24 protein-coding genes are annotated in these 25,814 nt (G+C 40.4%); 11 read left to right on the forward strand and 13 right to left on the reverse strand.

Going from position 1 to position 25,814, the window contains the following annotated elements:
• Window positions 1–31: 31 nt before the first annotated feature.
• Window positions 32–3,541 carry a helicase-exonuclease AddAB subunit AddB gene (gene addB, locus FXW34_RS06655; RefSeq protein WP_147533188.1) on the forward strand — a complete coding sequence of 1,170 codons (3,510 nt, stop codon included), beginning with the start codon at window positions 32–34 and terminating at the stop codon, window positions 3,539–3,541.
• A complete protein-coding gene (addA, locus tag FXW34_RS06660; protein WP_147533189.1) occupies window positions 3,498–7,307 on the forward strand; it encodes a helicase-exonuclease AddAB subunit AddA in 3,810 nt (1,269 codons plus the stop codon). Before addB ends, addA begins: the two co-directional genes overlap by 44 nt.
• 98 nt (window positions 7,308–7,405) lie before the next feature.
• Here addA and FXW34_RS06665 read toward each other — a convergent pair whose 3' ends face one another.
• From FXW34_RS06665 to FXW34_RS06690, 6 genes are read right to left on the reverse strand one after another with little or no spacing between them, the layout of a single operon-like run.
• Window positions 7,406–7,624: a spore germination protein gene (locus tag FXW34_RS06665; RefSeq protein ID WP_147533190.1), complete on the reverse strand. Its 219-nt coding sequence runs from the start codon at window positions 7,622–7,624 to the stop codon at window positions 7,406–7,408.
• A gap of 24 nt (window positions 7,625–7,648) precedes the next feature.
• Complete coding sequence (locus FXW34_RS06670) at window positions 7,649–8,071, reverse strand: spore germination protein GerPE (protein WP_147533191.1); 423 nt, start codon at window positions 8,069–8,071, stop codon at window positions 7,649–7,651.
• A 15-nt stretch (window positions 8,072–8,086) separates the two neighbouring features.
• Complete coding sequence (locus tag FXW34_RS06675; RefSeq protein WP_147533192.1) at window positions 8,087–8,260, reverse strand: spore gernimation protein GerPD; 174 nt, start codon at window positions 8,258–8,260, stop codon at window positions 8,087–8,089.
• Window positions 8,257–8,880: a spore germination protein GerPC gene (gerPC, locus tag FXW34_RS06680; protein ID WP_147533193.1), complete on the reverse strand. Its 624-nt coding sequence runs from the start codon at window positions 8,878–8,880 to the stop codon at window positions 8,257–8,259. The genes FXW34_RS06675 and gerPC overlap by 4 nt, the downstream gene beginning before the upstream one ends.
• A gap of 27 nt (window positions 8,881–8,907) precedes the next feature.
• Window positions 8,908–9,129, reverse strand: a complete 222-nt coding sequence (locus FXW34_RS06685; RefSeq protein ID WP_147533194.1) for a spore germination protein GerPB — start codon at window positions 9,127–9,129, stop codon at window positions 8,908–8,910.
• Between the two features lie 8 nt (window positions 9,130–9,137).
• On the reverse strand, window positions 9,138–9,359 hold the full coding sequence (locus tag FXW34_RS06690; RefSeq protein WP_147533195.1) for a spore germination protein: 222 nt from the start codon (window positions 9,357–9,359) through the stop codon (window positions 9,138–9,140).
• A 237-nt stretch (window positions 9,360–9,596) separates the two neighbouring features.
• Here FXW34_RS06690 and FXW34_RS06695 point away from each other — a divergent pair, with 237 nt between their 5' ends.
• The 3 genes from FXW34_RS06695 to FXW34_RS06705 all read left to right on the forward strand — a co-directional run bounded on the left by FXW34_RS06695 (window position 9,597) and on the right by FXW34_RS06705 (window position 12,984).
• Window positions 9,597–11,198 carry a long-chain-fatty-acid--CoA ligase gene (locus FXW34_RS06695; RefSeq protein ID WP_147533196.1) on the forward strand — a complete coding sequence of 534 codons (1,602 nt, stop codon included), beginning with the start codon at window positions 9,597–9,599 and terminating at the stop codon, window positions 11,196–11,198.
• A gap of 121 nt (window positions 11,199–11,319) precedes the next feature.
• Window positions 11,320–12,501 carry a DUF418 domain-containing protein gene (locus tag FXW34_RS06700; protein WP_246140904.1) on the forward strand — a complete coding sequence of 394 codons (1,182 nt, stop codon included), beginning with the start codon at window positions 11,320–11,322 and terminating at the stop codon, window positions 12,499–12,501.
• 138 nt (window positions 12,502–12,639) lie between these two features.
• Complete coding sequence (locus FXW34_RS06705; protein ID WP_147533198.1) at window positions 12,640–12,984, forward strand: YisL family protein; 345 nt, start codon at window positions 12,640–12,642, stop codon at window positions 12,982–12,984.
• Between the two features lie 366 nt (window positions 12,985–13,350).
• Here FXW34_RS06705 and FXW34_RS06710 read toward each other — a convergent pair whose 3' ends face one another.
• Window positions 13,351–13,911, reverse strand: a complete 561-nt coding sequence (locus FXW34_RS06710) for a DUF2777 domain-containing protein (protein ID WP_147533199.1) — start codon at window positions 13,909–13,911, stop codon at window positions 13,351–13,353.
• Window positions 13,912–14,065: 154 nt separating this feature from the next.
• Between FXW34_RS06710 and asnB the strand changes: the two genes are divergently transcribed.
• Window positions 14,066–15,916 carry an asparagine synthase (glutamine-hydrolyzing) gene (gene asnB / locus FXW34_RS06715; protein ID WP_147533200.1) on the forward strand — a complete coding sequence of 617 codons (1,851 nt, stop codon included), beginning with the start codon at window positions 14,066–14,068 and terminating at the stop codon, window positions 15,914–15,916.
• A 159-nt stretch (window positions 15,917–16,075) separates the two neighbouring features.
• On the opposite strand, the gene FXW34_RS06720 is transcribed toward asnB, so the two are convergent.
• Entirely contained in the window at window positions 16,076–17,041 is a 966-nt protein-coding gene (locus tag FXW34_RS06720) for a nuclease-related domain-containing protein (protein ID WP_147533201.1), read from the reverse strand.
• 321 nt (window positions 17,042–17,362) lie between these two features.
• Between FXW34_RS06720 and FXW34_RS06725 the strand changes: the two genes are divergently transcribed.
• Window positions 17,363–18,838, forward strand: coding sequence for an alpha-amylase family glycosyl hydrolase (locus tag FXW34_RS06725; protein ID WP_147533202.1), 1,476 nt, complete (start codon window positions 17,363–17,365; stop codon window positions 18,836–18,838).
• Window positions 18,839–18,883: 45 nt separating this feature from the next.
• Here FXW34_RS06725 and FXW34_RS06730 read toward each other — a convergent pair whose 3' ends face one another.
• On the reverse strand, window positions 18,884–19,375 hold the full coding sequence (locus FXW34_RS06730; RefSeq protein ID WP_147533203.1) for a YajQ family cyclic di-GMP-binding protein: 492 nt from the start codon (window positions 19,373–19,375) through the stop codon (window positions 18,884–18,886).
• Window positions 19,376–19,481: 106 nt separating this feature from the next.
• On the opposite strand from FXW34_RS06730, the gene FXW34_RS06735 reads away from it, so the two are divergent.
• Both FXW34_RS06735 and FXW34_RS06740 read left to right on the forward strand, forming a co-directional pair.
• Window positions 19,482–20,360 carry a CvfB family protein gene (locus FXW34_RS06735; RefSeq protein ID WP_147533204.1) on the forward strand — a complete coding sequence of 293 codons (879 nt, stop codon included), beginning with the start codon at window positions 19,482–19,484 and terminating at the stop codon, window positions 20,358–20,360.
• A 319-nt stretch (window positions 20,361–20,679) separates the two neighbouring features.
• Window positions 20,680–22,596 carry an oxidoreductase gene (locus FXW34_RS06740; RefSeq protein WP_147533205.1) on the forward strand — a complete coding sequence of 639 codons (1,917 nt, stop codon included), beginning with the start codon at window positions 20,680–20,682 and terminating at the stop codon, window positions 22,594–22,596.
• A 109-nt stretch (window positions 22,597–22,705) separates the two neighbouring features.
• Here FXW34_RS06740 and FXW34_RS06745 read toward each other — a convergent pair whose 3' ends face one another.
• Both FXW34_RS06745 and FXW34_RS06750 read right to left on the reverse strand, forming a co-directional pair.
• A complete protein-coding gene (locus tag FXW34_RS06745; protein ID WP_147533206.1) occupies window positions 22,706–22,837 on the reverse strand; it encodes a DUF3941 domain-containing protein in 132 nt (43 codons plus the stop codon).
• Between the two features lie 73 nt (window positions 22,838–22,910).
• Window positions 22,911–23,771: a DegV family protein gene (locus FXW34_RS06750; protein ID WP_147533207.1), complete on the reverse strand. Its 861-nt coding sequence runs from the start codon at window positions 23,769–23,771 to the stop codon at window positions 22,911–22,913.
• A gap of 103 nt (window positions 23,772–23,874) precedes the next feature.
• On the opposite strand from FXW34_RS06750, the gene FXW34_RS06755 reads away from it, so the two are divergent.
• Both FXW34_RS06755 and FXW34_RS06760 read left to right on the forward strand, forming a co-directional pair.
• Window positions 23,875–24,717 (forward strand): YitT family protein, encoded by an 843-nt coding sequence (locus FXW34_RS06755; protein WP_147533208.1) that lies wholly within the window; start codon window positions 23,875–23,877, stop codon window positions 24,715–24,717.
• A gap of 161 nt (window positions 24,718–24,878) precedes the next feature.
• On the forward strand, window positions 24,879–25,346 hold the full coding sequence (locus FXW34_RS06760) for a hypothetical protein (protein ID WP_147533209.1): 468 nt from the start codon (window positions 24,879–24,881) through the stop codon (window positions 25,344–25,346).
• 75 nt (window positions 25,347–25,421) lie between these two features.
• On the opposite strand, the gene FXW34_RS06765 is transcribed toward FXW34_RS06760, so the two are convergent.
• Window positions 25,422–25,607 (reverse strand): DUF3813 domain-containing protein, encoded by a 186-nt coding sequence (locus FXW34_RS06765; RefSeq protein ID WP_147533210.1) that lies wholly within the window; start codon window positions 25,605–25,607, stop codon window positions 25,422–25,424.
• 1 nt (window position 25,608) lies between these two features.
• The gene (locus tag FXW34_RS22840; protein WP_187118861.1) at window positions 25,609–25,761 is read right to left on the reverse strand and encodes a hypothetical protein; all 153 of its coding nucleotides are present in this window, start codon (window positions 25,759–25,761) and stop codon (window positions 25,609–25,611) included.
• Window positions 25,762–25,814: the final 53 nt, after the last annotated feature.

Below are 25,814 nucleotides of genomic sequence, written 5' to 3' on the forward strand. Positions count from 1 at the left end.
ACGCTTTTCAAGGCAAAGGAGGATTACAATTATGTCTGTTCGATTCATGCTCGGGCGTTCAGGTAGCGGTAAGACAGAAACGTGCCTTAATGAGATACATGAAAAATTACTAGCCGCACCTGGCGGAGACCCGATTATATATTTAGTACCGGAGCAAATGACATTCCTATCAGAGCAGAGGCTGGCAACTGCACCTGAGCTAAATGGAATGATTCGTGCCCAAGTATACAGCTTTACCAGACTTGCCTGGAAAGTGCTGCAAGAAACTGGCGGTTTTAATCGCTACCATCTATCTAGCACTGGTATCAGCATGCTGATTAGAAAAATTATTGAAGATCAAAAGGACGAGCTCCACTTATTTAAACGAGCTGCCGATAAGAATGGCTTTATTGAACAGATGGAGCAGTTGTTAACCGAGTTTAAGCGTTATTGCATTAAACCGGAAGAGCTTGCATCTAAACAAACTGAATTAGCAAAGCACCACTCGCTACAAGACAAATTAGCGGATCTTGAAAAAATATATCAGCAATTTGAAGAGGCATTATTAGATAAATACATTGATTCAGAGGACTACTTTAAACTACTAGCAGAGAAGGCACAAGTCTCCACATTTTTGAAGAATGCCGAAGTTTATATAGACGGATTTTATAGCTTTACGCCGATAGAGTATATGGTGCTCTTACAATTGATGAAGCATTGCAAACGGGTCACGATTACGTTAACACTTGATCAAGTTTATACTGATGCACAGCCGGATGAGCTGCAGCTATTTAGGATGACTGGTGATACATGTCAAACGCTCTATGATATAGTCCGGGCTGAGGGGATTACCTGTGAGGAGCCGCTAATGCTTAACCAACCATTAAGGTGGAAAAATCAAGCATTTGGTCATCTCGAAAAATATTTCGATATGCTACCGGTCCAGTCCTACCAAGAGGAACCGGCCATTTCAATCATCCAGGCCGCAAACCGTAGGGCGGAAATCGAAGGGATTGCTCGAAAAATCAATAAGCTTGTTGCTGAAGAAAACTATCGTTATCGAGACATTGCCATTTTAACGAGAAATGCACAGGACTATCGGGATGTAATAGAAGCCATTTTCACCGATAACGAAATTCCGCTATATTTGGATCAAAAAACCTCGATGCAAAACCATCCATTAATTGAATTGCTACGTTCAAGTCTAGAAATATTAAATGGATTTTGGCGCTATGAACCTATTTTTCGTGCCGTGAAAACGGAGCTTTTATATCCGGTTGATGCAAATCCTTATAAGCTACGAGAGCAAATGGACCGTCTTGAAAATTATGTGCTCGCTTACGGAATCCAGGGTGATCGATGGACGAGAAAACAGCCGTGGATTTATCGTAAATTCCGGGGCTTAGAGTTAGAAAATCTTCCACAAACCGATAGTGAACGGCGAATTGAGGCTGAGCTAAATGAGCTTCGCGTGATGATTACCACACCACTACTACAGTTAGCTCGACGATTAAAAAAGGCAGAAACCGGTCGGGAGCTAGCGCAAGCATTATATTTATTTTTAGAAGAATTAGAGATTCCAAGCAAACTGGAGCAATGGAAGCAAATTGAAGAAGAAAACGGCAAGCTCATTAAAGCTCGTGAGCATGACCAGGTTTGGGATGGCGTTATTGACCTGTTAGACCAGTTCGTGGAAATGCTTGGTGATGAAAAACTTAGTCAAAAGAAATTTGCAGCAATCATCGATTCGGGGATTGAGTCGCTCCGATTTTCACTTGTTCCACCTGCACTTGATCAGGTTGTTGTTGCAGATTTGGAAAATTCCCGCTTAGAGGAAATGAAAGCGGTGTTTGTCATCGGCTTAAATGAAGGAGTTATGCCGGCAAAGCTAAATGATGAAGGGATTTTTGCCGAAGAAGATCGCGAGGCATTGCTGGCACAGGGAATCAAGCTTGCTCCATCTAGTAAGACAAAATTGCTTGATGAAAATTTTTTAGCGTACAAGGCGTTTACTTTACCTAAAGAGCAATTATTTTTAAGTTATCCGATGGCTAATGAAGAAGGCAAGGCGTTAATGCCATCGCCTTACTTAAAAAGGATGCAGGAGCTTTTCCCTCAGGCACCTCAGTATTCCTTTGTTTCTGACCCGACCGACTTAACCGAGGCAGAGCAGTTGGAGTATGTCGGAAATAAAAACACAACCTTAGCATATTTAACAGCGCAATTGCAGCTGAAAAAGGAACATTACCCAATATATGATTTTTGGTGGGATGTTTATAATTATTATATCGAAAACGATACATGGCGCAGACCAGCAGCAAAAGTATTCTCAAGCTTATTTTATGAAAATAAAACGGACAAGCTGAGTGAACAGGATAGTCTTGAATTGTACGGTGACCATATACAGGCTAGTGTATCGCGAATGGAAATGTTTCACAGTTGCCCATTTTCACACTTTGCCCATCACGGGTTGAAATTACGAGATCGCCAAGTGTTCCGCCTTGAAGCCCCTGACATAGGTGAACTGTTTCATGCTGCGTTAAAGCAGATTGCTGATACCGTGAATGAAAAAAATCTGTCCTGGGAAAACATGACCAAGACGGAATGTGCTGCGTTGGCTTATGAAGCAGTCGAAGTACTTGCGCCAAAGCTACAGCACGAAATATTACTTAGCTCCAATCGCCATGCTTATTTAAAACGTAAGCTAGAAAAAATTATTAGTAGAGCAACATTTGTGTTAAGTGAGCATGCTAAAGCGAGTGGTTTTGCGCCAATTGGCCTTGAATTAGGCTTTGGACCAAATGGCGACCTGCCACCGATTGGTTTTACGCTTAAAAATGGCACGCGAATGGAGCTTGTCGGTAGAATTGATCGAGTTGATAAGGCTATAGAGGGTAATCAAGTGTATTTACGAGTGATAGATTATAAATCGAGCGAGCGCGATTTGAATTTAAGTGAAATGTATTATGGACTATCACTGCAAATGCTCACTTATTTGGATATTTTGATTACCCACTCCAAGCAATTGGTTGGGACTCAGGCGACTCCAGCAGGTGTCTTATATTTCCATGTCCATGATCCACTAATTCAAACGAAGAAAATGCTGAGCTTAGAGGAAATCGAGCAAGCTATTTTAAAGCAGTTCAAGATGAATGGGTTGATTCTTGGCGAACAAAATGTCATCCAGTTAATGGACAAGACGCTTGAAACTGGAGATTCTCAAGTAATCCCGGCGGGAATAAATAAGGATGGTAGCATTCGTTCCAGATCCAAAGTCGTTACAAAGCCAGAATTTGAGCAGTTTACTAATTATGTTCGGGAAACCTATGTGAAATCTGGGGACCAAATGCTGGCAGGTGCAGTAGAGATTGCACCTTATAAAATGAAAAATAAAACATCTTGTACGTTTTGTTCATTTAAGTCGATTTGCCAGTTTGATCCTTCTTTAACCAATAATGAGTATCGCCATTTGCCGATACTATCGAAGGAAGAAATATTAAACAATATTCAAAAGGAGGATGTATCAGTTGGCACAATCGATAATACCTCCAAAACCGAGTGATGTAACCTGGACAGATGAACAGTGGAAAGCAATTTATGCGAAAAATCAAGACATCCTTGTCGCAGCCGCTGCTGGTTCTGGTAAGACAGCTGTTCTAGTCGAGCGGATGATTCAAAAGATTATTGCTAGCGATGACCCAATCAATGTGGATGAATTGTTAGTTGTAACATTTACGAATGCATCAGCTGCGGAAATGCGAACTCGGATTGGGGAAGCACTCGAAAAAGCAATACAAGCTGACCCAACCTCAATCCATTTAAGGAAACAGCTTACCTTATTGAATCGGGCAGCGATTTCAACTTTGCATTCATTCTGTCTTGAAGTCATTCGAAAATACTACTATTTAATAGATTTGGACCCAAGCTTTAGGATTGCTAATGAAACAGAAGTTCAATTGCTTCGCGATGAGGTGATGGATGAACTGTTTGAAAATGAATACGGTAAAAATGATAATGAACCCTTTTTTGCGTTAGTCGATGCCTTTACAAATGACCGTAGTGATGATGCCTTACAAGCTATTATCGGGGATGTTTTTAATTTTTCTGTTTCTAATCCCGCTCCGGATTTGTATTTGAAATCAATGATAGCAATGTACGAGGTAGATGAAGCAACAACATCGATTGAGAAGCTCCCTTTTGCGGAGCTGATTTTAGAGGATATTGAGTTACAACTTGAGGGTGCAAAAGGGTTGCTAATGCAGGGGTTGCAACTAACGAAAGAGCCAGGGGGGCCAGCTCCTAGGGCGGAAAATTTTATTGGTGACATTGAATATGTTGATGCACTGATAGCCGCAAAAAATGAATCATGGGATGCCCTTTATTCGTTGTTCCAAAAAATCGCGTTTGCACGGGCGAAAACGTGTAAAGGGGACGAGTATGATCCGGAATTAATTGAAAAGGCCCAAGAGTTGCGGAAAAAAGCAAAAAAAATTCTAACCGATATTCAAACTGAATTCTTTATGCGAAAACCACAAAGCTTCCTAAAAGATATGATCGAGATGAAGCAGTATGTTGAAACAATTGTCGGTCTTGTACAAGAGTTTACGGAAAGATTTCTTGCTTTAAAACGAGAGAAGGGTCTTGTTGATTTTTCAGATTTAGAGCATTATTGTCTTGAAATACTAACTGAAGAGTTGCAAGAGGATGGAACAAGGCAGCCCTCTGCCGCTGCTTTATTTTATCAAAATCGTTTCAAAGAAGTTCTAGTTGATGAGTATCAAGATACGAATATGGTTCAAGAAGCAATCCTGCAATTAGTTAAAAGTGGGAACGAAGAATGCGGAAATCTATTTATGGTTGGCGATGTCAAGCAGTCCATTTATCGGTTCCGGCTTGCAGAACCTAATTTGTTTCTTGGTAAATATCGCCGTTTCACTGTTGGAGGAGATGAGAGTGGTTTACGGATTGATTTAGCGCAAAACTTCCGGAGCCGCAAAGAGGTTCTAGATGGAACGAATTTTATATTCAAGCAAATCATGGGTGTACGCGTTGGTGAGATTGAGTATGATGATGCGGCACAGTTGAAATTGGGGGCAAGCTATCCCCTTGACGATTCATTTCCAGTTGAACTGATATTAATTGAACAGAGTGAAAAACAAGGTAGCTCAGCTCAGGACGAGAATACAGAGGATCAGGAAGATACAGCTGGGGATGAAGCCGTGTTTGATATGGCGGAATTGGAGCAATCGCAGCTTGAAGCACGTGTGATGGCGAAGAAAATCCGTGAAATGATAGAGGAACGCAAAACCGTTTACAATCCAAAAACGAAGCAATCAAATCCAGTGAAGTACCGTGATATCGTCATTTTATTAAGGTCGTTCGGTTGGGCAACGCAAATCATCGAAGAATTTAAACAACAGGGAATTCCCGTATATGCGAATTTATCCTCCGGTTATTTCGAAGCTACCGAAGTGTCAATTATGCTTTCCTTATTAAAAGTGATCGATAACCCATATCAGGACATTCCATTAGCTTCTGTATTGCGTTCACCACTTGTTGGTTTATCTGAAGCGGAATTAGCACAGATTCGTATTGCCAAAAAAAATGGAGCCTATTATGAGGCTCTTGTAGAGTTTAGTGAACAAACTCCATCATTGTTTGTTGCTGAATTGTATGAAAAGGTTCGCTTGTTTTTGGAGCAATTGGCGGACTGGCGGACCCGAGCAAGACAAGGGGCCTTATCGCAGTTTATTTGGCAGCTGCTAAAGGAAACTAAGTTTTATGATTTTGTTGGTGGGATGCCGGGCGGCAAGCAGCGCCAAGCCAATTTAAGAGCGTTATTTGATCGAGCCCGTTCTTATGAGGCAACATCATTCCGTGGGCTATTCCGCTTTTTGCGATTTATTGAGCGGATGCGCGAGCGGGGGGATGACCTTGGAACAGCTAGGGCACTTGGTGAGCAAGAAGATGTTGTTCGGATTATGACGATTCACAGCAGTAAAGGGCTTGAGTTCCCGGTGGTGTTTATTGCCGGAACTAATCGTAATTTTAATAAAAAAGATTCCCAAAAGCCTTACATGCTGGATAAAGAATTTGGATTTGCAGCAAAGTACATTGATCCGGAGAAACGGATCGCCTATTCATCATTACCACAGCTTGCCTTTAAGCGTAAATTAAAGCGAGAAATGCTCGCTGAAGAGATGCGTGTATTTTACGTAGCGTTAACTCGGGCAAAGGAAAAATTATTCTTGCTCGGATCCGTGAAAAAATTACCGAAGCTGTTAGATAAATGGGGTAGTACTGGAGCTCAGAATGATTGGCTTCTACCGGATTATCATCGAGCAACTGCCTCAACCTATTTGGATTGGATTGGCCCAGCCCTTGTTCGACATCAAGATTTTGTGGCTACACTTGGGAATAGCGGAAGCATTGCTCCCGGATTGATTCCAGACGAGGTTACGTGGCATTCATCCTCGTGGAAAATTATAACAATGAAAGCTGAGGATGTTGCAAAGTTCGAGGTTGACCAAGCCGAAGTAGAATCGAACTTATTGAACTATGTTAAAGACGGAAAGGTAGTGCCGGTATCGACTGATGCAGCAACTATTATTGGTGAGAAGCTATCTTGGAAATATCCATTTTCAGAGGCGGCAATGCACCGTGCTAAGCAATCTGTTTCTGAAATGAAACGACAACTGGAGCTGTCTGACGCTGAAAGCGGTTCGGATCTAAAAAGGAAATTCACGAAGCCGCTCTTTAAGCGGCCGCGGTTTATGCAGGAAAAAGCACTGACTCCAGCTGAGCGCGGAACGGCGATGCACATGGTAATGCAGCAAATCGATTTAACTCGATCAATCAATGAGGTTTATTTAGAAAATTTACTCGACGAGTTGCTTGAAAAAGAACTGCTGACTGTCGAACAGAAGGAAGCGATTGATTTAGAGCAGATAAATGCCTTTTTTGATACGGAAATTGGAAAGCGTATGCTGAGGGCAAAAAGTGTCCGACGGGAAACTCCATTCAGTGTTTCACTTCCAGCAAGCGAAGTTTATATAGCTTGGCAGGGTGATGATGAGTCAGTCCTTGTTCAGGGGATTATCGATTGCCTATTTGAAGATGAGTACGGTCAAACGATTCTCCTTGATTATAAAACGGATTCCATCACAGCGCGCTTTAAAGGCGGCTTCGCCGAGGGAGAACCGATATTACGCGAGCGCTATCAACTGCAGCTACAACTCTATGAAAGAGCAATCGAGTCAATTTTACAAAAGCAGATTGATGAGAAATATTTATTCTTTTTTGATGGCGGGCATGTAGTTAAAATGTAAACAAAAAAGACGTGAGCAGAGGTTCTCACGTCTTTTTTGTTTTTTGATTGTTACCATCCTAACCGCTAACTTTAAAATAAATATATAATCAACAACCCTCAGTTATTCCCAATGTTTGGTTGGTCAACGAGGTCTGGATCAAGGACATTCGTGCCGTTGACACCATTATTGGTAATGATGAATCCTCCAGTATTTCCTGCACCAGAGCCTGAATAAGATTTTGAATTATTTTTAGGTGAAATAAGAAACGTATCTCCAAATTGCACGACTCCGCCACTAATATTGACAACTTGGACTGGTCCAACGAAAGCAGGCATAGTAAACCTCCTTTTTCTACAGAATTAGTTTTCCTCTCCCGGTGATACTTCGGTTTCTTGTCCGAACGGAGAATCACCCTCATGTAAAAGGTGGCGGATATGCTTAATGCGCGCCTCCATCTGAATAATTTTACTATTGCCTACGTGAACAATCGATGAGGAGGAAACCCCTAGAATGTCAATGCTTCCAACTTTAATGCCAATTGACGCTTGATTATTGGTTGATAGGGACAACTGCTCTGTAATGGACGGCAAAAGGATGGGTTCGGAAAAAACGCGATAAGAACGCACATCGCCTTCCTGCCCCAAAAAGATTTCTTCCTCACGTTGCACCGCCAAAGCCAGGTTGCCCCCTTGAATATAACAGGAATCGCCTAACTGAATAATAGAGCTGTATTGAAGTGAATCCACCTTTAGTGAATCAACAAATGAGGTTCTTTTGAGCATTACGACATTCCTTTCTTAAGGAGCAAGCGGAACGAACGGACCGATAATGAGCGATTCGGCCGGGGTGTCGAAGGTAGAGGCAAGCTGAATAGACTCTGTATCTCCAACCAATAGTACCGAAGAACTAGATACCCCAATAATCCTAATATGCCCCACGCAAAGCTCGCGATTGTAAACCTGGAAGTTCATTCGTTCTTCATTCCTTTCATGTTATTCGGTAAATTGTTGATGAACGTGCAGATTCCATTCTCCATTTCCTTAAGAAGCTTGTTAACAATGCCCTGTTTCCAGCTTTCGCGTTCCTGTTCATCTCCCACAAATGGCGTTTGACGAATGTGATGTTGTACTCTTGGAGGAATCTGAATTTTAATATCTTCTTTAATAAAATCAATATATTGCTCATCAAGCTTTTGATTGACCCGTTGTTCAGCATTAGTGACTAAGGTCGGTAATTCAGTTTCTAAAATGTTGTACACTTCCTCCTCAAGCTCAATCGTATTGCGAAATTGTCCTTTTGGGTCATTGAAGCTTCCAGGTGGAGGCGCACCAGCTTGATTAATTTCCATACTATCGATGCCTTGTAAATCGGAAGGATTTAGACCTATATTTAATGTGCCTTCTAATGTTTCAACCTTTAATTGGTCAAATTTATATTCAATTTTTTCAACATTAATTTTTGGCTTTTCTTTCACTTCTTCTAACTCTATTCTTAGCTGTGCCACAGTTCCTTCAAGAGCTTGGATTCGTTGTTCTTGCTTTTGGATGGTCTCATGTAATTGTTGAAGATAATATTGAAACTCCTGATACATACAATCACCTCGCATTATCCAGCTTAGTTATGTTAAAGGAACGGAAGGGGGCTTTGTTACTGATGTCCCACCGCTAACCCCATTTGGTTTTGAAGCCTCCGGTGCCGGAGCAGTGAAACCGCCGGTATTATAAAGATAGGATGCAGGTTTAATGATCCCAGAGCTGCCAATTTGCAGGACAGATGAGTTGGAAATTCCAGAAACCTTTAAAAAATTAATATGAATTGATTGTTGTATATAGAAGTTCATCGTATCACCTAAACATTCAAATAGTTTCCTTGATCAAGACAATCCTGATCATAGGTATTCGTCGAACTGTAATGGTTGTTTACATTCAGTCCATCACCAGTATTAAAGGAACCGGCGCCAGAAAAAGTTTTGGCGTTGGCGAATGGCATGATTTTATAAACGTCACCGATATTGAAAACGGAACTTGAGCCGATGGATATCACTTGAACAACTCCAACGATTGCTGGCATACGAAACACCCTTTATTCATTATTTCTTTACTATCCTATGTATTAGGCGATGAAAGGTGATTAATTCGCCCAATTTCGATAAAAGATAACGAACCCATACATTTGATCTAATAAATCTGTCGAATAGTGTTATATAACAAGGGAATTTAGCAAATTCCATTCCGTCGAACGAAGACAGAATTGTGTTAAAATAAAGTATATTTTGAATATTTAAATCAAATTACGGGGGTTAATTGGATGAATGTACCATTAGTTTTAACGAGTTTTTTAGATCGAGCAGTATCCTTATACGGAACAAAACCATCAATTTTTAGTGACAATAGAGTGTTTACATATGCTGAAATAAACGAAAGAGTGAACCAATTATCACATGGTTTACAAGAACTAGGTGTTGTAAAGGGTGATCGAGTTGCATATTTAGCTCCTAATAGCCTAGAAATGTACGAAGGTTTCTACGGGGTTTATCAATTAGGTGCGGTTATGGTGCCGCTAAATACCCGACTAAAACCGGAAGATTACTTATTTATTTTAAATCATAGCGAATCTAAAGTTCTTTTTGTGGATCAAGATCTTTATAGCTTAATCGTTCCAATTAAGGACAAGCTTGAAACAGTTGAAGCAATTATTGTGCACTACAAAGAACAAGATACAACTGAAATCGGTTATGATGCGTGGTTAGAAAATCAACCTAAGCTTCCATTTAATCGTGTTGAACTTGATGAAAACGACGTTGCTAGCTTGCTTTACACAAGCGGTACGACAGGAAATCCAAAAGGGGTTATGCTAACTCATCGCAATAACTACCTACATGCATTAAGTGCTCAGCATCACCTGCGCGTTAATGATAATGATGTTTTATTGCATATCCTACCAATGTTCCATGTTAACGGATGGGGTTCACCTTTCTATTACACTTCCAATGGAGCATCTCAAGTGTTCTTGAGAAAAGCAACTGCCGATACAATTTGGGCTGAAATATTAAAACATAAAGTTACGATTATGCACATGGCTCCAACGGTTCTAAATGCCTTAATCCAATATTATGAGAAGAATGTTCCAGAAGCTGAACAGGATGTTCGCGTAGTGGTTGCAGGGTCTGCACCACCTCCGGCTTTCATTACAAGAGTTGAAGAGGAGCTTGGCTGGGAGTTCATTCAAGTTTATGGTATGACAGAACTATCACCATTTGCGACTGTATCAACTGTGCGTTCACATCTTAAACATTTACCTAAGAAGGACCAGTATCGTTTAAAAGCTAAAGCGGGATATGCACAAATGGGCGTTGAGGTTAAGCTTGTTGATGATAATGGTGATGAAGTTCCTCATGATGGTCAATCGATCGGTGAGGTTGTCGTAAAAAGTCATGGAGTAATGCTAGGTTATTGGAAAAATGAAGAAGAAACGATGAAAACGATTAAAAACGGCTATCTTCACACTGGAGATATGGGAACAATGGACGAAAACGGTTATGTCGACATCGTTGACCGCAAAAAGGATATCATCATTTCGGGTGGAGAAAATATTTCTTCGATTGAAGTAGAAGGTACACTTTATGAGCACCCATCTATTCTTGAAGCTGCGGTTATTGCTGTACCACATGAAAAATGGGGCGAAACTCCACACGCATTTGTAGTTGTAAAAGAGGGTCATAGCTTAACAGAGAAAGAGGTTATCGCTTTCTCAAGAGAAAAATTGGCACACTTCAAAGCTGTTACGGGCGTAACTTTTGTAGACGAATTACCAAAAACTGCATCAGGTAAAATTCAAAAAATCCATTTAAGAAATGATTATTGGGAAGAGAAAACTGGTGAAAAAGAAGTAACTCGTTTTGTAAACTAATTTAATCAATGATATATAAAACAAAAGGATAGATTGGCAAAAGCCTGTCTATCCTTTGTTGTTTGGACATTACTCTCTATATGGTACGATAGAAAATATGGATTTGAGAGGAGTTGGGGAAGTGTCAAGACAAGACGGTGGAAGAATCATTTCATTGGATACTATACGTGGCGTATCGATTCTCGGGATATTTCTAGTAAATATGATGTCATTCCATTCCCCACTACTATATATTGATCCTTTGCAATGGTGGAATGAGCCATTAGATCAAGCCACCTATATGTTCATAGATATTTTTGCACAAGCAAGCTTCTATCCGCTGTTTTCGCTGCTGTTTGGCTTTAGTCTCGTCATTTTTAGGGAAAATGCTTTAAGGCGTGGTATGAACTTTTCGGTGCTAGCAGTTAGGCGTCTATTGATGCTTCTTTTTATTGGAATTCTACATGCTTTTTTTGTTTGGCACGGTGATATCTTAATAGAGTATGCGTTGTTAGGGCTCGTTGTATTGCCAATGCTAGCATTCTCAGGGCGAAGCTTGCTTATTTTTGGCGGGGCTCTTTATGGACTTCCGACCCTGCTATTAACTTTATTATTAATTTTCGCTTCATTAGGGGGACAAGGCATTCCATCTGAACTGAATAATCATCAAGCTATTCAACAATCGCTCGAGATTTACCAGGCTGGTACCTTTTATGAAATTACATCGCAGCGCGTAATCGATTGGTATTTTACTAATAAGCTTGAAAACCTACCATTCTTTATTATCTCGATTTATCCATTTATGTTAATCGGTGCTGGAGTGGCGAAACAAAAATGGCTTGTTAGATTAGGTCAATATAAGCGTGGGATCTCGGCGGTGTGCTATTCACTATTGGCGGTCGGCCTCATTATAAAGCTGTTGCCGTATTGGTTGAAAGGAAATATTGCCGCACAGTATGCTCAAGATAGTATTGGCGGATTTTTCTTAACTATTTTTTACGGGTTATTCATTGTTATCATGGTTGAAAATGAAAAATGGCAGAAGCTTCTTACGCCATTTGCAGCAATTGGGAAAATGTCGTTAAGTAATTATCTATTTCAATCCATCATCGCAACTTTGATATTTTATTCATATGGACTTGGGCTGTATGGGGAGATTTCACTTTTTACTGGGACTTTACTTGTTTTGGTTATTTTTGCTTTGCAGCTTTTGCTAAGTACTTTGTGGCTGCGAAAATTTTCATACGGACCGGTTGAATGGCTGTGGCGCTTAGTTACATATTCAAAAAGAGTAATGCTATTCAAATCAGAGAGAGAGAAATAGATGATATTTATTTTTTTAATAAGTTTTAAAATAGTTAGTTTATAAGTTTAACAACTTATTTTTAGTATTTTCCTCCGTGATGTGATATGATGTTTTTGTTAATAATGATTATCATGTGAAAATTAGGAGGAAATTTAATTGGTTCACGCACATATCACGGCATGGTTACTAGCAATTATTTTATTCTTTGTGGCAGTATCCCTTCAAAAAAGCGGTAATGAAAAGGGCGCGAAAATCGTGAAAATGATTTTACGAGTTTTCTATATTTTAATTTTCCTTACTGGCGGTATGCTTGTCACAATGTGGAGTATGCATCTATTGAAAGCAGCGGTTGGAATTTGGGTAATCGGTGGAATGGAAATGGTATTAGCAAAGCTTTCTAAACAAGAAAAGGCGACTGGAGCTTGGACGCAATTTGTGATTGCATTAGTCGTTGTACTTTATTTAGGATTATCACTTCCAATCGGCTTTGATTTCTTTTAATAAGATAGGCTGAAAAAAACCAGGTAGCTCCTATTTATAGGCTACCTGGTTTTTCTTTTTAAAATAAAGAAGATATGCGGACTTAGTTCAATAATAAGAAGTACAGTTAAACTAGACTAGTGTCTAGCTCCAGCGGCTAGGGGCTCGAGGTCTTAAGCCAATCCGACCAAAAGGTTAAAGAACAACCTTTAGGCCGGCTCGTCTTAAGCTTGTCGGGGCTGAGCAAGCCGCTTCCGCTTTTCAGATTGTCTAGCTCCAGCGGCTAGGGGCTCGGGGTCATAAGCCGAATCCCTCCAGAGACTAACGTCTCTTGCGTGATTCGACTTATGCCTGTCGCCCCTGAGCAAGCCGCTTCCGCTTTTCTATTTAAGAAATCTTTTCGATAATCAAGCGTTTTCCGCTGTTCAATGTGAATTCAAAGCGATCGCTGCTTTTTTCATAATAAGTGAAGTGATGCTGAACTGTACAAATCAACTCCTGATTATCAAATACGAGAAAATTTACACCGGTATTTGGAATATTTTTATTCAAAAAAGTTAAATGATTGTAGCAATATATACAATCGAAAATGGAGAATTTTAGCGAGTTTAGGGTTGTGATGAAATGAATGAAGGCATCATCATGGAGATCCTCCAGCAATCTTTCCAAGGAATAAATCAAATGCTTTTTGATTCGAATGGTGTCCTGGTTTTTAAGTTTATAAATATCATCAGCAAAACCCAATTTCCCTTCCTCAAATAAAATTCCCTTTTTCCAGCATTTATTGTTAAATACTTCTATTTCTTGGTGAAGATATTCATCGAGGCTTGATGCTTCCTCGGTTTCTTCATCAAAGAAAACCCATTGATTGTTTATATATTCAACTATTCCAGTTGTAAAGGCTCTAGCCTGACCTTCAAATAAGCGCATTCGCTGTTGTCGATTCATGATTTCCCTCCGTGGATAGTCCCTCACTTTCTTTCTAGACACTTTACCCACTTTTTAAACCATTAGCCCGTTTTAAAAATAACCATTTTCTAAAGAATGCATAATATAAAACATTCCCAGAACAATAGTCTAATTTGGAAGTGAGGAGAAAAAAATGTGCGGAATCTCAGGTTGGATTGATTATCAAAAAGACATTCGATCGGAAGCAAAGACAGTTGCGAGGATGGCTGAAACTTTGTCTAAGCGAGGTCCGGATGATACGAATGTTTGGACGGATTTACATGCCGGATTTGGTCATAAACGCCTCGTGGTTGTCGATCCCGTAGGCGGTAAGCAGCCGATGACCAAGGAAAAGTCCGGAAACCGTTTTACCATTTGTTACAATGGCGAGCTATACAATACAGAGGATATCCGCAAAGAGCTTCTAATAAAAGGATATTCTTTTAATGGTCATTCCGATACAGAAGTTTTGCTTACCGCTTACATTGAATGGCAAGAAAAGTGTGTCGACCATTTAAATGGTATTTTCGCCTTTGCTGTTTGGGATCAACAGAAGGAAAAATTGTTCATCGGTCGGGACCGACTTGGGGTTAAGCCATTATTTTACGTGGAGTCAGGGAACGGCTTAATTTTTGGCTCTGAGTTAAAAGCAATTTTGGCAAATCCTCATGTGAAGGTCGAAGTTGATCGTGAAGGCTTGTCAGAAGTGTTTGGACTTGGTCCTTCTCGCACACCTGGTGTAGGTGTTTTTAAAGGGGTTAAGGAGCTGCGCCCTGGCCATGCTTTAATTTTCAATGTGAACGGCTTAAAAATTTGGCGTTATTGGAATGTGAAAAGCGCAGAGCACCAAGATAGCATTACTGACACGATTACGAAGGTTCGCAAGTTAGTTGTCGATGCTGTGACTCGGCAGCTCGTTTCTGATGTTCCACTTTGTACATTTCTATCAGGAGGTGTTGATTCCTCAGCGATTACCGCAATTGCCGCGAATCAGTTTGCACTTGAAGGCAAAGGTGCACTTCACACATACTCCATCGATTACGAAGGAAACGCAAAATACTTTAAAGAAAATGAATTTCAGCCGAATTCCGATGCTAGTTTTATTCAAAAAATGGTGCAGGATTTCGGTACCATTCATCATAGCTGTGTCATTACCCAAGAGGATTTGGCCAAGCATTTAGTGGAAGCTGTTCATGTTCGCGATTTACCGGGAATGGCCGATGTTGATTCCTCTTTATTATGGTTTTGTCGTGAGATTAAGCAAGATTTTGTTGTAAGTCTGTCAGGTGAATGTGCAGACGAAATATTTGGTGGTTACCCATGGTTTTACCGCGAGGACGACTTAAATCGGGCAGGCTTCCCTTGGATGCGTTCCGTCGATGCGCGCCAGGCGCTTTTGCGGAATAATTGGCAATCACGGCTACGTTTGCCGGAATATATTATGAGCCGCTACTCAGAGGCAATCGCCGAGACACCACGCCTTGATGGAGAAAGTGCGGTTGATGCCAAGCGACGCGAGATGTTTTATTTAAATATGATCTGGTTCATGACAACGCTACTCGACCGTAAGGACCGCATGAGTATGGGGGCAAGCCTCGAGGTCCGTGTGCCATTCGCAGATCACCGTTTAGTCGAATATGTTTGGAACATTCCATGGGACATGAAAACATACGGACACCGTGAAAAAGGAATATTGCGTAAAGCATTAGAGGGGCTCCTCCCTGACGAAATTCTTTATCGGAAAAAGAGCCCTTATCCTAAGACACACAATCCAGAGTATACAAAACTAGTAACAGGGCTGTTAAGTGATGCACTGCGCGATAAGGGTTCCGCACTACATGAGTTTTTCGATGGAGAGGAGCTGCGCAAGATTGTTGATACAGGTGGAGCATCGTTTGTGGATCCATGGTTCGGCCAGCTAATGACCGGTCCGCAGCTATTAGCGCACCTTTATCAAATTCACGTCTGGTTCAAAGATTACGGGATTAATATAGTTGAAAATTGAGTTGGGGCCGCCTGTGGGGCGGCCTTTTAGTTTGGGTTTGATGTTAGAAAATGGGTTTTGGCGATTAAACTGAAAAATCGGCGATTAAATCTGAATTTTGGCGATTAAACTAAAAAATCGGCGATTAAATCGAATTTTTGGCGATTAAACCGAAAATCACTATATTATCAGTTCCAATGAGAGTATGTAAACCCGATTTTTTTTCGCCCCTTTATTGGGGAGCTTTAGTTTTACAAGTAATTTGGAAGCAATATTCATAGATTCCAGCCCTAAAAACTCGCGAAACTGCTTATTGGTGAATTCTGGACCATAAATAAGGTAATAGTCTTTTAATGCTTTTAGGTGGGCATCCTTTGATTTACAACCACAGCGATGACAGTGCCACGAGCCGCCGTGATATTTCATTCCGAGCGTCCCGCAGCATGGGCAGTGTACGCCGCTGGGAATCTCCGAACGCTTAATTTTGTACATTTTTTCAATGTCGAAGGTAGGCTCAACATGATGGTTTAACAAAAATTGACTCATATACTGAAGGTCAGCTTGTGAATAAAAAACCTGTTGGTGTTTAGCGGAAAATTGATTCAAACGTGGGATAACGCTCCTACCACGGCAGACACGATACTCTGCTTCGGAGCCTGCCAAAGTCTTCAAAACGCAAGATTGATTGGTCATTGCCACCAAATATTCGAGATCAGCAATTGGGAAGCTGTGTCGCGCAAGCCATCTATGTAATTCACCTAACTGAAATTGCGCTTGAAGCATGGGATTTTCATAGCCGATTTCACCATTTTGGATCATTTGATTGCGGTTTTCATCAACTTCAATTGTACCGGCCAGGTTTTTCGCTTCAATGATTGGAATGTGTGTTGGAGATAAGAGTAAGGTGTCAATTTGGAAGTGGGTGTGACGATCATTGGCTAAGCGCAGTCCTTTAATGATGTAGTAATCATGATATGGAAGGTAATGAAGGTAGGAATCGAGCGTTAATTCGCCTTTGTGTCCTGATTGTTCTCGCCTGAGCTGCTCTTTAATAACGGGAACCATAGAATGATTGCTTCTAATCCTCCCAAGAATCGCTTCGAGAAATTCCAACTTACGCGATTTTTTGCGTTTATTCATAAACATTCGCAGTACTCCTTTGTGTTTTTGATTTGTAAAAAAACTATCCGACTCATCTTTGTGATTTATGGTAAATAAACAAACTACTCCTCTCTAAATTTTCAATACACAATGTTTCGACACCAAACTCAATACGACCTCTATCAATTTTTATTTTTCATAAAAATAACAAAATCTCCTAATAGCATCTTGTTTGACCTAAACACGACAACAAGATAATCTAAAGGCATATGTAAAAATGTGAGAGATTTGTGGATAGTTGCGGAAAAAAGCTAAAAAAATACGCGAAAATCAGTGAATTCACTCATTTCAAGGGGGAGCGGAAGTTTGAAAAACAGAATTGTTTCAATCATATTAATCCTGTTTCTCATTTTTGCAGGGCTCGGTGCACCAGCAGCGGCCGCTGACAAAAAAGGGGAAAATTGGCAGGATGAGTCCATCTATTATATTATGGTCGATCGCTTCAATAACGGCGATACTGCTAATGATTTTACGATGGATTCAAAAAATCCATTAGCTTACCATGGCGGTGATTTTAAAGGGGTATCACTGCAATTGGATTACATTAAAGACATGGGTTTTACGACAATTGCGTTATCACCAATTTTTGAAAATCAAGAAAATGGCTATCATGGTTATTGGATTAATGATTTTTATAAAACTGAGGAGCATTTTGGAACGCAAAAGGAATTTAAAAGCCTGGTGAAGGAAGCTCATAAACGCAATTTGAAGGTGATGGTTGAGTTGCCAGCCACTGCAGTTGGAACGAACCACCCTTGGGTAAATGAAGCGGACAAGCAGGCTTGGTTTGGAGTCGCTGACACAACTGCAAATGGTCTAAAGAAACTGAATCTAGAACATAATCAAGTTCAGGAATATATTATTGAAGTTGCACAGTGGTGGCTAACTGAAACAGGTATTGACGGATACATGCTTAATGAAGTACAGAATATGCCGAGCAAATTTCTGAATGATTTTTCAAAAGAAATCAAATTAAGCCATCCAAACGCATTTCTGCTAGCTAATGGTGCTAATTCAAACAAACCAGAAATGGACGGATTTTTCGATTATCAAGGTAATCAAGTGCTGCGAAAGGGGTTCGCTAAACCTGATTCTTCCTTAGAGGAAATCGTCCCAATAATCGAGAAAAATCAGCAACTAATTGAGTCTGAACAAGTAGTTGGTAATTTCTTAGATAATCTGCAAATGAACCGCTATACACATGATGCGGTTGTAAATAATCTACATCCGGGTTCACGCTGGAAGCTCGCATTAACGTACCTTTATACTGTACCTGGTGTTCCGATTGTTTATTATGGAAGTGAGATAGCGCTGGAAGGAAATGAGAACGACCATAAACAAATGGATTTTCGTACCGATCAGGAGCTTGTTGAGTATATTACGACGATTGGGGAATTGCGGAATCAAATACCTGCGCTAACGAAGGGGACCTTCGAGCCTCTGTATGCAGAAGGCGGTATGATTGTTTACAAACGGGAATTCGAAGGTGAAACGGTTATCATCGCCATTAACAATACCTCTAAAACACAAAGCGTCGAGATTGATGCGGATAAAATTGCTAAAGATATGGAGTTAAGAGGACTCATAATGGACGACCAGTCGAAAGAAAAGGATGGAAAATACAAGCTGATTGTCGATCGTGATGAGGCTGAAATTTACATGGTTACCGAAAAAAGCGGATTAAACATCCCATATATTGTCGTGATGGGAATCGTTTATTTGCTGTTTACGTTATTTATTATTTTGTTATTAAAACGAAGAAAGCGGAAAGCTACAGAATAAGGAAAAAATAGGACTGGATTGAACTCCAGTCCTATTTAAGTAATGTTATCGATAATTTACAAACTGCACATCCACGGTTAGGTCAGCATCACGAACGGCAGCAATGATTTTTTGAAGGTCATCACGACTTTTACCTGTCACGCGAATTTGGTCATCCTGGATTTGACTTTTTACCTTTACGCCGCTATTTTTGATAATCGTATTGATTTTCTTTGCGTTCTCTTTATCGATACCTTGAACCATTTTGGCTCGTTGGCGAACAGTCCCGCCAGACGCACCTTCGATTTTGCCGTAATCAAGATTTTTAATCGGAACGCCGCGCTTGATTAATTTGCTAAACAATACATCTTTTAATTGACCAAGCTTATATTCATCATCGGAAATGAGCACGAGCTCTTCCTTGTCTAGCTTTACCTCGCTTTTACTGCCCTTAAAGTCGTAACGGGTACCAATTTCTTTCATCGTTAAATTAATTGCATTGGTGACTTCAGAAAAATCAACTTGGGAAACAATATCAAATGAACTGTCTTTTGCCATAGCTACCTCCGAAAACATTTTTCTTTATGTCTCCATTATAGTAAAATATAGCAGTCCAAACAACTTAAGGAATTTTATAAAAGATAAACCAATGGAGGAAATAAACATGCCTTTAGTAGATGATTTAGGTCATGTCGTCGAATTAACCGTATCCCGTGAATCAGAATTTGGCTATTTTTTAACAGACGGAACAGAAGATGTTTTATTGCATAAAAATGAAGCTAGCAAGCCGTACAGCCTTGACGATGTAGTTAATGTGTTTTTGTATACAGATTCACAAGGAAGAATCGCGGCAACTGATACCATTCCGCTTGTGACGGTTGGGAAGTATGAGTGGGTAAAAGTAAGCGATGTGAAGCCTGGTTTAGGAATATTTTTAGATATTGGCACGCAAAAGGAGCTTTTGCTTGGGGAAGAGGATTTACCTGCGCATAAAGCGGTATGGCCAATAGTCGGGGATTTATTGTATGTGACGATTCGCGTAAACAAAAATCACCGACTTTATGCAAAACTTGCTACCGATCCAATTATGGAAGACATAGCTGTGGAGGCAACTGAGAAAGATTTTAATAAAAATGTCCATGGCTATATTTATCGGACTGCGAAGGTTGGTAGCTGGCTATTTACTGCTGAAGGCTACAAAGGGTTTATCCATGAAACGCAGCGCCCAATGGAGCCACGCCTAGGTGAAAAAGTAGAGGGCCGTGTGATAGATGTGAAAGTTGACGGTACCATTAATGTGTCTATGCTCGCAAGAAAGCAGGACGTACAAGATGTTGATGCTGATAAAATATATCAGTATTTGCTGTCACGAAACGGTGCAATGCCTTATGGTGACAAAAGCTTACCAGAGGATATTACGGAGCGCTTTAACATGAGCAAAGCTGCGTTTAAACGTGCACTTGGGAAATTAATGAAAGAAGGCAAGGTCTATCAAGAAGACCGTTGGACCTATATTAAGAAAGAAGAGGGAGACTCCAATTAAGGAGTTCACCCTTTTTTTTGAGTAATCTTATTTTTTCTTTTAATTTCATTATTTCTGACAAAGGATTGTTGAAAATGATCCATCTCAACCCTAAGATATAGTAATATAATGTAGATATGCCTCTATTATCCATTTGGGGGATTTCATTCGACTTCATAGAATTAAAATGGCTGTGTGAAGAGTCATATTTATCCATCTAATAGATTTTGTGAAATTATTCACAAATTAACTGCTATACATATCGATGCCATTACCTATCATTTTCCTCCATTGAATAATCCAGGTTCAATAAACTTTACTTATTTAGGAGGTTTAAAGAATGGATTATGAAAAGTTTCTTTCGGAAGGGTATATTGGTCAGTTGAAATTGAAAAACAGAACTATTTTTCCACCTATGGGATCTGGACATGTTGAAATGGATGGGACGATTGGTCAGAAGCTCATTGATTATCATGTGCGGAGGGTTGAAGGCGGTTGTGCAATGAATATCGTCGAAATTGCTACCGTTCATCCGACGACTTGGAAACCAGGTCTCGTCGGTATTCATGATGATAAATTCCTGCCAGGACTCACAAAGCTAGCTGCGGGAATAAAGGATGCTGGCGGACTAGCCTGCGTTCAAATTTGGCATGGTGGTAGACAGCAACCACCTGTAGAGGGAGAGCCATGGGCGCCATCAGCAATACCTTGTCCGATGATGCAAGTAATGCCTCATGCTATGACCAAAGCGGAGATTCAAGAACTTGTCGCTGCTTACGGAGATGCTGCATTACGCGCCAAAACAGCAGGTTTTGATGCCATTGAAATTCACGGGGCGCATGGATATTTAATTGATTGCTTTTTAAACCCATATTCAAATACAAGAGAAGATGAGTACGGCGGCAGTTTTGAAAACCGGATTCGTTTCGCACTTGAAGTCATTGCGGATATTCGCTCAAAAGTTGGTGCCGATTATCCAGTCTTAATCCGTCTAAGTGCCAGCGAAAATGTTGAGGGCGGCATTGTGCTTGAGGATGCAATTGAGGCTGCGAAATTATATGAAAAAGCTGGTGCTGATGCAATTGACGTTTCTCAAGGCTGCTATGGAGCAATGCCATATACAGTTCCACCATATTACATGCCGCTTGGAGTTAATGTGAGCAATGCTGCAGCAATTAAGAAAAATGTAAATGTTCCAGTCATTGTCGCTGGTCGGATAAATTCACCTGACCTTGCCGAAGAAATTCTCCAAGAGGGAAATGCTGATTTTATTTCGTTAGGGCGTGTGCAGCTGGCTGATCCTGATTTTGTTAAGAAAACAATAGAAGGAAGAACTGACGAAATTGTAAGATGCATTGGTTGCGACCAAGGTTGTGTTGAAAGAATGTTTGCAGGTTATGGTGCTTCTTGTGTCTTTAATCCGACTGTCGGTAAAGAAGCGGAAATTCTCATCACCCCTGCTGAGAAAAAGAAAAAAGTTTTGGTTATCGGTGGCGGTCCTGCTGGACTAGAGGCAGCTCGGGTTGCTAGTGAGCGCAGCCATGAAGTCACTCTTTTTGAAAAGAGTGGGGAACTGGGCGGACAATATTTACTGGCCGGTTATGCACCTCACAAAGAAGGCTTTAAAGAAGCAGCCGTTCATATGGGCTACAGAGCTCAGAAAGCCGGTGTTGATATTCATTTATACACAGAGGCAACTCCAGATAGACTTAATCACCTTAACCCTGATTACGTTGTGGTTGCGGCAGGTTCTAATCCAGCTATTCCACCAATTCCAGGTGTAGGCAACAAAAATGTCTACGAAGCGCGCAGTATTATTGGTTCTAATAAGTATGTGGCACAAGATAATATTGTCGTTATTGGTGGCGGACTTGTCGGATTGGAAGCAGCTGAAATATTGACTTGCCAAGGTAAAAAAGTATCCATTGTTGAAATGATGGAGGAAATAGGCAAAGACCTAGAAATGTATATTAAGCCATACGCATTGGACTTCTTGGAAAAGAACAGCATTCGAACGTTCACTAATACGAAATGCATAGAAATTGGTGATGATTATATCCTGTTAGAAAAGGATGGAGAAAAAATTAAGGTTGATTGTGGTGCGGTCGTAATTGCCACTGGCTCTAAGAGTAATCATGGCGTTGAAGAAATGGTTAAAGGGTTGGGCTATGAATATTCTGTAGTGGGCGATGCGAAAATCCCTGGTAAAGTACTAGAAGCGATTTGGCAAGGAAATGAAGTAGCAAGAATGATTTAAGTTTATTTTACAAACTTGGGATTTTTAAAAAAAAGACAGAAGAGGGCGACTCCAATTAAGGAGTTCACCCTCTTTTTTGTTTTTGAAAAATTGTAAAGTCAGCTTGTGTTTACAAGTGGTCCGTTTTCTTTGAATAAGAACGCTTACCAGCTTTACGATTTTTTTCGCGCATCATGTTTTTTTCATGACGTAATGCATTATTATCCTGTGCTTTTTTGTCATTATCAGATGTATGTGGCATTATTTACAGTCTCCTTTCAAAAATAACTACAGTTTTATTGTCTGTAGAAATAGAAAGGAGTATGTAAATGACCTTAAGATGGCATCTTATTTAAAAAGAAGATTGCGATGGTTCCAGGTCCAGTATGAGCACCGATTGCCGATCCAATGTCAGTGATGACGATTTCCTTAGGGTGAAAAGTTTCATTTATCATCATTTTGATTTCTTGAAGGGTGTCGTCAGCTTCGGCATGGCTGATACCAATGATTTGCTGATCGAGCTGTTCGCCGCGCTCCTTCATTAATTCAATGATGCGGTTTAAGACTTTTTTCTTACCGCGCAGCTTTTCAATTGGCACAAGTTTTCCGTCCTCCATATCGATTAGTGGCTTTATGTTAAGGAGTCCACCAACAAATGCCGAGGCTTTTGAAAGGCGTCCACCGCGGGCTAAATAGTCTAATTCATGGACAGAAACGAGGCTTTCCATATGATGACTTATGAATTCAATTTGACTCACAAGCTTCTCTTTATCAACACTTTGTTGAACTAAGCGAACAGCTTCCATCACGAGCAAACCATGCCCCAATGAGGCACATGTCGAGTCAATCACAGTAAGATTAAAGTCTGGGTAGTCCTCCTTGACTTGATTGAGCACCATGATGGCGGTGGAATATGTGCCGGATAATCCGGAAGAAAAAGCAATATAGACGCCATCCTGTTTATTTTTGGCCATTTCTGTAAATAGCTCTTCAAATTTGTTTGGTGGAACTTGAGCTGTTTTCGGTACCTTTCCATCGCGCATCGCCTGATATATTGTACTAGGTTCAATTTCAATTAGGTCATCGTACTCATTTCCATCTAGTTGAACTTTTAAAGATAATAGAATAACATTGTTTTCTTGATAAAAGCTTAACGGTAAGTCTGCACCACTATCGGTTATGATGGTTAAAGCCATATGTTTCACCTGCTTTTGTGAAATGTTTTATTTAAGTGTATCGGTTTAATAAGAAAAAAACAATCTTTCCTCACTTGTTCACAATAATGTTAGGGGGCAAAAAATGGTTGTAACAGAAATGAAAAAATTCATTGTTGTTATCATTGGCGCGATCTTAAATGCAATGGCCTTAAACTTATTTCTTATTCCCGCTAACGTCTACTCCAGCGGTTTTAGTGGTGCTGCTCAATTGATTTCAAAAATAGTCACTGACTATACCCCTTTTTCATTGTCCACAGGGATTTTATTTTTTCTATTAAATATTCCCGTGACGATAGTGGCTTGGAGGAAGGTGGGAAAGTCTTTTACAATTTATAGCTTTGTCAGCGTATTATTGATGTCTTTATTTCTTGAATTAATTCCCATCAAGACAGTGTCTGACGACATTTTGTTGAATGCCGTTTTTGGGGGTGTCATATCGGCTGTCGGTGTTGGCTTTACATTGAAATGGGGTGCATCGACGGGGGGGATGGATATAGTTGCGATGCTGCTGTCGAGAATGAAGGATAAGCCAGTTGGGACTTATATCTTCACACTTAACTCCATTATTATTTTGTCAGCAGGGTTATTGTTTGGCTGGGAAAAAGCATTATATACGCTTGTAACATTATATGTCTCGACCCGTGTCATTGATGCCATTCATACACGTCATGTAAAGTTAACCGCGATGATCATAACGAAAAAACCTGAAGAGTTAAAAAAAGCGATACACGCAAAGATGGTTCGCGGTATTACATCTATCAATGTCAAAGGTGGTTTCACAAATGAGCCAAAAGAAATGCTGATGACCGTGATTACGCGGTATGAATTGTATGATTTAGAGAGAATTATTAAGGAAGTTGATCCAGGAGCGTTTACGAACATCATTCAAACAACAGGAATATTTGGCTTCTTTCGGAAGGACTAATTTAGGTTATTGACCCAATTTTTGGCGACTTGAAAAATGGGAATCAAAAAGCTCGGTTGATGCCCAAAAATTGAGCGACACGGAAAAATGGGAATCAAAGAGTTGGATTGATGCCGAAAAATTAAGCGACACGGAAAAATGGGAATCAAAGAGTATGATTGATGCCCAAAAAATTAAGCGACACGGAAAAATGGGAATCAAAGTGCATGATTGATGCCCAAAAATTGAGCGACACGGAAAAATGGGAATCAAAGAGCTCGATTGATGCCCAAAAATCAAGCGACACGGAAAAATGGGAATCAAAGAGCTCGATTGATGCCCAAAAATTGAGCGACACGGAAAAATGGGAATCAAAGAGCTCGATTGATGCCCAAAAACTGAGCGACACGGAAAAATGGGAATCAAAGAGCTCGATTGATGCCCAAAAACTGAGCGACACGGAAAAATGGGAATCAAAGAGCTCGATTGATGCCCAAAAATCAAGCGACACGGAAAAATGGGAATCAAAGAGCTCGATTGATGCCCAAAAATTGAGCGACACGGGAAAATGGGAATCAAAAAGCTCGATTGATGCCCAAAAATCCAGTGACATGAAAAAATGGAAATCAAAGAGAGAGTTGACGCCATAAATCAGTAGTAGGTTAAAAATTCATTAATTAAAGAAACAAGGCTGATTACCATCATAATCAGCCTTGTTCTATAAATTATTGTAAAGTCTCAAGCTCGCTCTGCAGTTGGCTAAGTTGTGCTTGTTCGGCTACGGTTGAATTGGCATAGGCCGATACTAAAGCATTTTTTGCCCGATCGATTGCCAGTTGCTTTTCATCCTCAGACGCATTTTTAGCCAAGTTCACAAACTTTCGGGCTTCCTGGAATAGTCTGTTTCCCATCTTATATTCCCCCGATTGTTGAATTGTGCTCATTGGACATCTTACGAGCCTCTGCCTCAGCATAGGTCGTGTGGTAAGGGAGGCGCTCATCGTGCTTCATAACTGTCGTTGCACCTTGTGATACAAAGCGTCGAGATTTATTCCGTTTACCCATGTACAATCCCTCCAACTGAGCTTGATTTTTGAAGCAATCTCTTGCTTCAATTA

Origin of the sequence: Bacillus marasmi (assembly GCF_902168435.1) — a bacterium.
In the GTDB taxonomy this organism is placed as follows: Bacteria; Bacillota; Bacilli; order Bacillales; family Cytobacillaceae; genus Bacillus_BU; species Bacillus_BU marasmi.

What these genes read in the sequence shown, in the direction of transcription:
- FXW34_RS06675 (WP_147533192.1), bottom strand. Translation starts at nt 8,260, where the DNA reads ATGAACTTCCAGGTTTACAATCGCGAGCTTTGCGTGGGGCATATTAGG.
- gerPC (WP_147533193.1), bottom strand. Translation starts at nt 8,880, where the DNA reads ATGTATCAGGAGTTTCAATATTATCTTCAACAATTACATGAGACCATC.
- FXW34_RS06740 (WP_147533205.1), top strand. Translation starts at nt 20,680, where the DNA reads ATGGATTATGAAAAGTTTCTTTCGGAAGGGTATATTGGTCAGTTGAAA.
- FXW34_RS06665 (WP_147533190.1), bottom strand. Translation starts at nt 7,624, where the DNA reads ATGCCTGCTTTCGTTGGACCAGTCCAAGTTGTCAATATTAGTGGCGGA.
- FXW34_RS22840 (WP_187118861.1), bottom strand. Translation starts at nt 25,761, where the DNA reads ATGGGTAAACGGAATAAATCTCGACGCTTTGTATCACAAGGTGCAACG.
- FXW34_RS06765 (WP_147533210.1), bottom strand. Translation starts at nt 25,607, where the DNA reads ATGGGAAACAGACTATTCCAGGAAGCCCGAAAGTTTGTGAACTTGGCT.
- FXW34_RS06685 (WP_147533194.1), bottom strand. Translation starts at nt 9,129, where the DNA reads ATGAACTTCTATATACAACAATCAATTCATATTAATTTTTTAAAGGTT.
- FXW34_RS06735 (WP_147533204.1), top strand. Translation starts at nt 19,482, where the DNA reads ATGCCTTTAGTAGATGATTTAGGTCATGTCGTCGAATTAACCGTATCC.
- addB (WP_147533188.1), top strand. Translation starts at nt 32, where the DNA reads ATGTCTGTTCGATTCATGCTCGGGCGTTCAGGTAGCGGTAAGACAGAA.
- FXW34_RS06710 (WP_147533199.1), bottom strand. Translation starts at nt 13,911, where the DNA reads ATGAATCGACAACAGCGAATGCGCTTATTTGAAGGTCAGGCTAGAGCC.
- asnB (WP_147533200.1), top strand. Translation starts at nt 14,066, where the DNA reads ATGTGCGGAATCTCAGGTTGGATTGATTATCAAAAAGACATTCGATCG.
- FXW34_RS06670 (WP_147533191.1), bottom strand. Translation starts at nt 8,071, where the DNA reads ATGCTCAAAAGAACCTCATTTGTTGATTCACTAAAGGTGGATTCACTT.
- FXW34_RS06720 (WP_147533201.1), bottom strand. Translation starts at nt 17,041, where the DNA reads ATGTTTATGAATAAACGCAAAAAATCGCGTAAGTTGGAATTTCTCGAA.
- FXW34_RS06750 (WP_147533207.1), bottom strand. Translation starts at nt 23,771, where the DNA reads ATGGCTTTAACCATCATAACCGATAGTGGTGCAGACTTACCGTTAAGC.
- addA (WP_147533189.1), top strand. Translation starts at nt 3,498, where the DNA reads ATGTATCAGTTGGCACAATCGATAATACCTCCAAAACCGAGTGATGTA.
- FXW34_RS06730 (WP_147533203.1), bottom strand. Translation starts at nt 19,375, where the DNA reads ATGGCAAAAGACAGTTCATTTGATATTGTTTCCCAAGTTGATTTTTCT.
- FXW34_RS06745 (WP_147533206.1), bottom strand. Translation starts at nt 22,837, where the DNA reads ATGCCACATACATCTGATAATGACAAAAAAGCACAGGATAATAATGCA.
- FXW34_RS06755 (WP_147533208.1), top strand. Translation starts at nt 23,875, where the DNA reads ATGGTTGTAACAGAAATGAAAAAATTCATTGTTGTTATCATTGGCGCG.
- FXW34_RS06690 (WP_147533195.1), bottom strand. Translation starts at nt 9,359, where the DNA reads ATGCCAGCAATCGTTGGAGTTGTTCAAGTGATATCCATCGGCTCAAGT.
- FXW34_RS06695 (WP_147533196.1), top strand. Translation starts at nt 9,597, where the DNA reads ATGAATGTACCATTAGTTTTAACGAGTTTTTTAGATCGAGCAGTATCC.
- FXW34_RS06760 (WP_147533209.1), top strand. Translation starts at nt 24,879, where the DNA reads ATGCCCAAAAAATTAAGCGACACGGAAAAATGGGAATCAAAGTGCATG.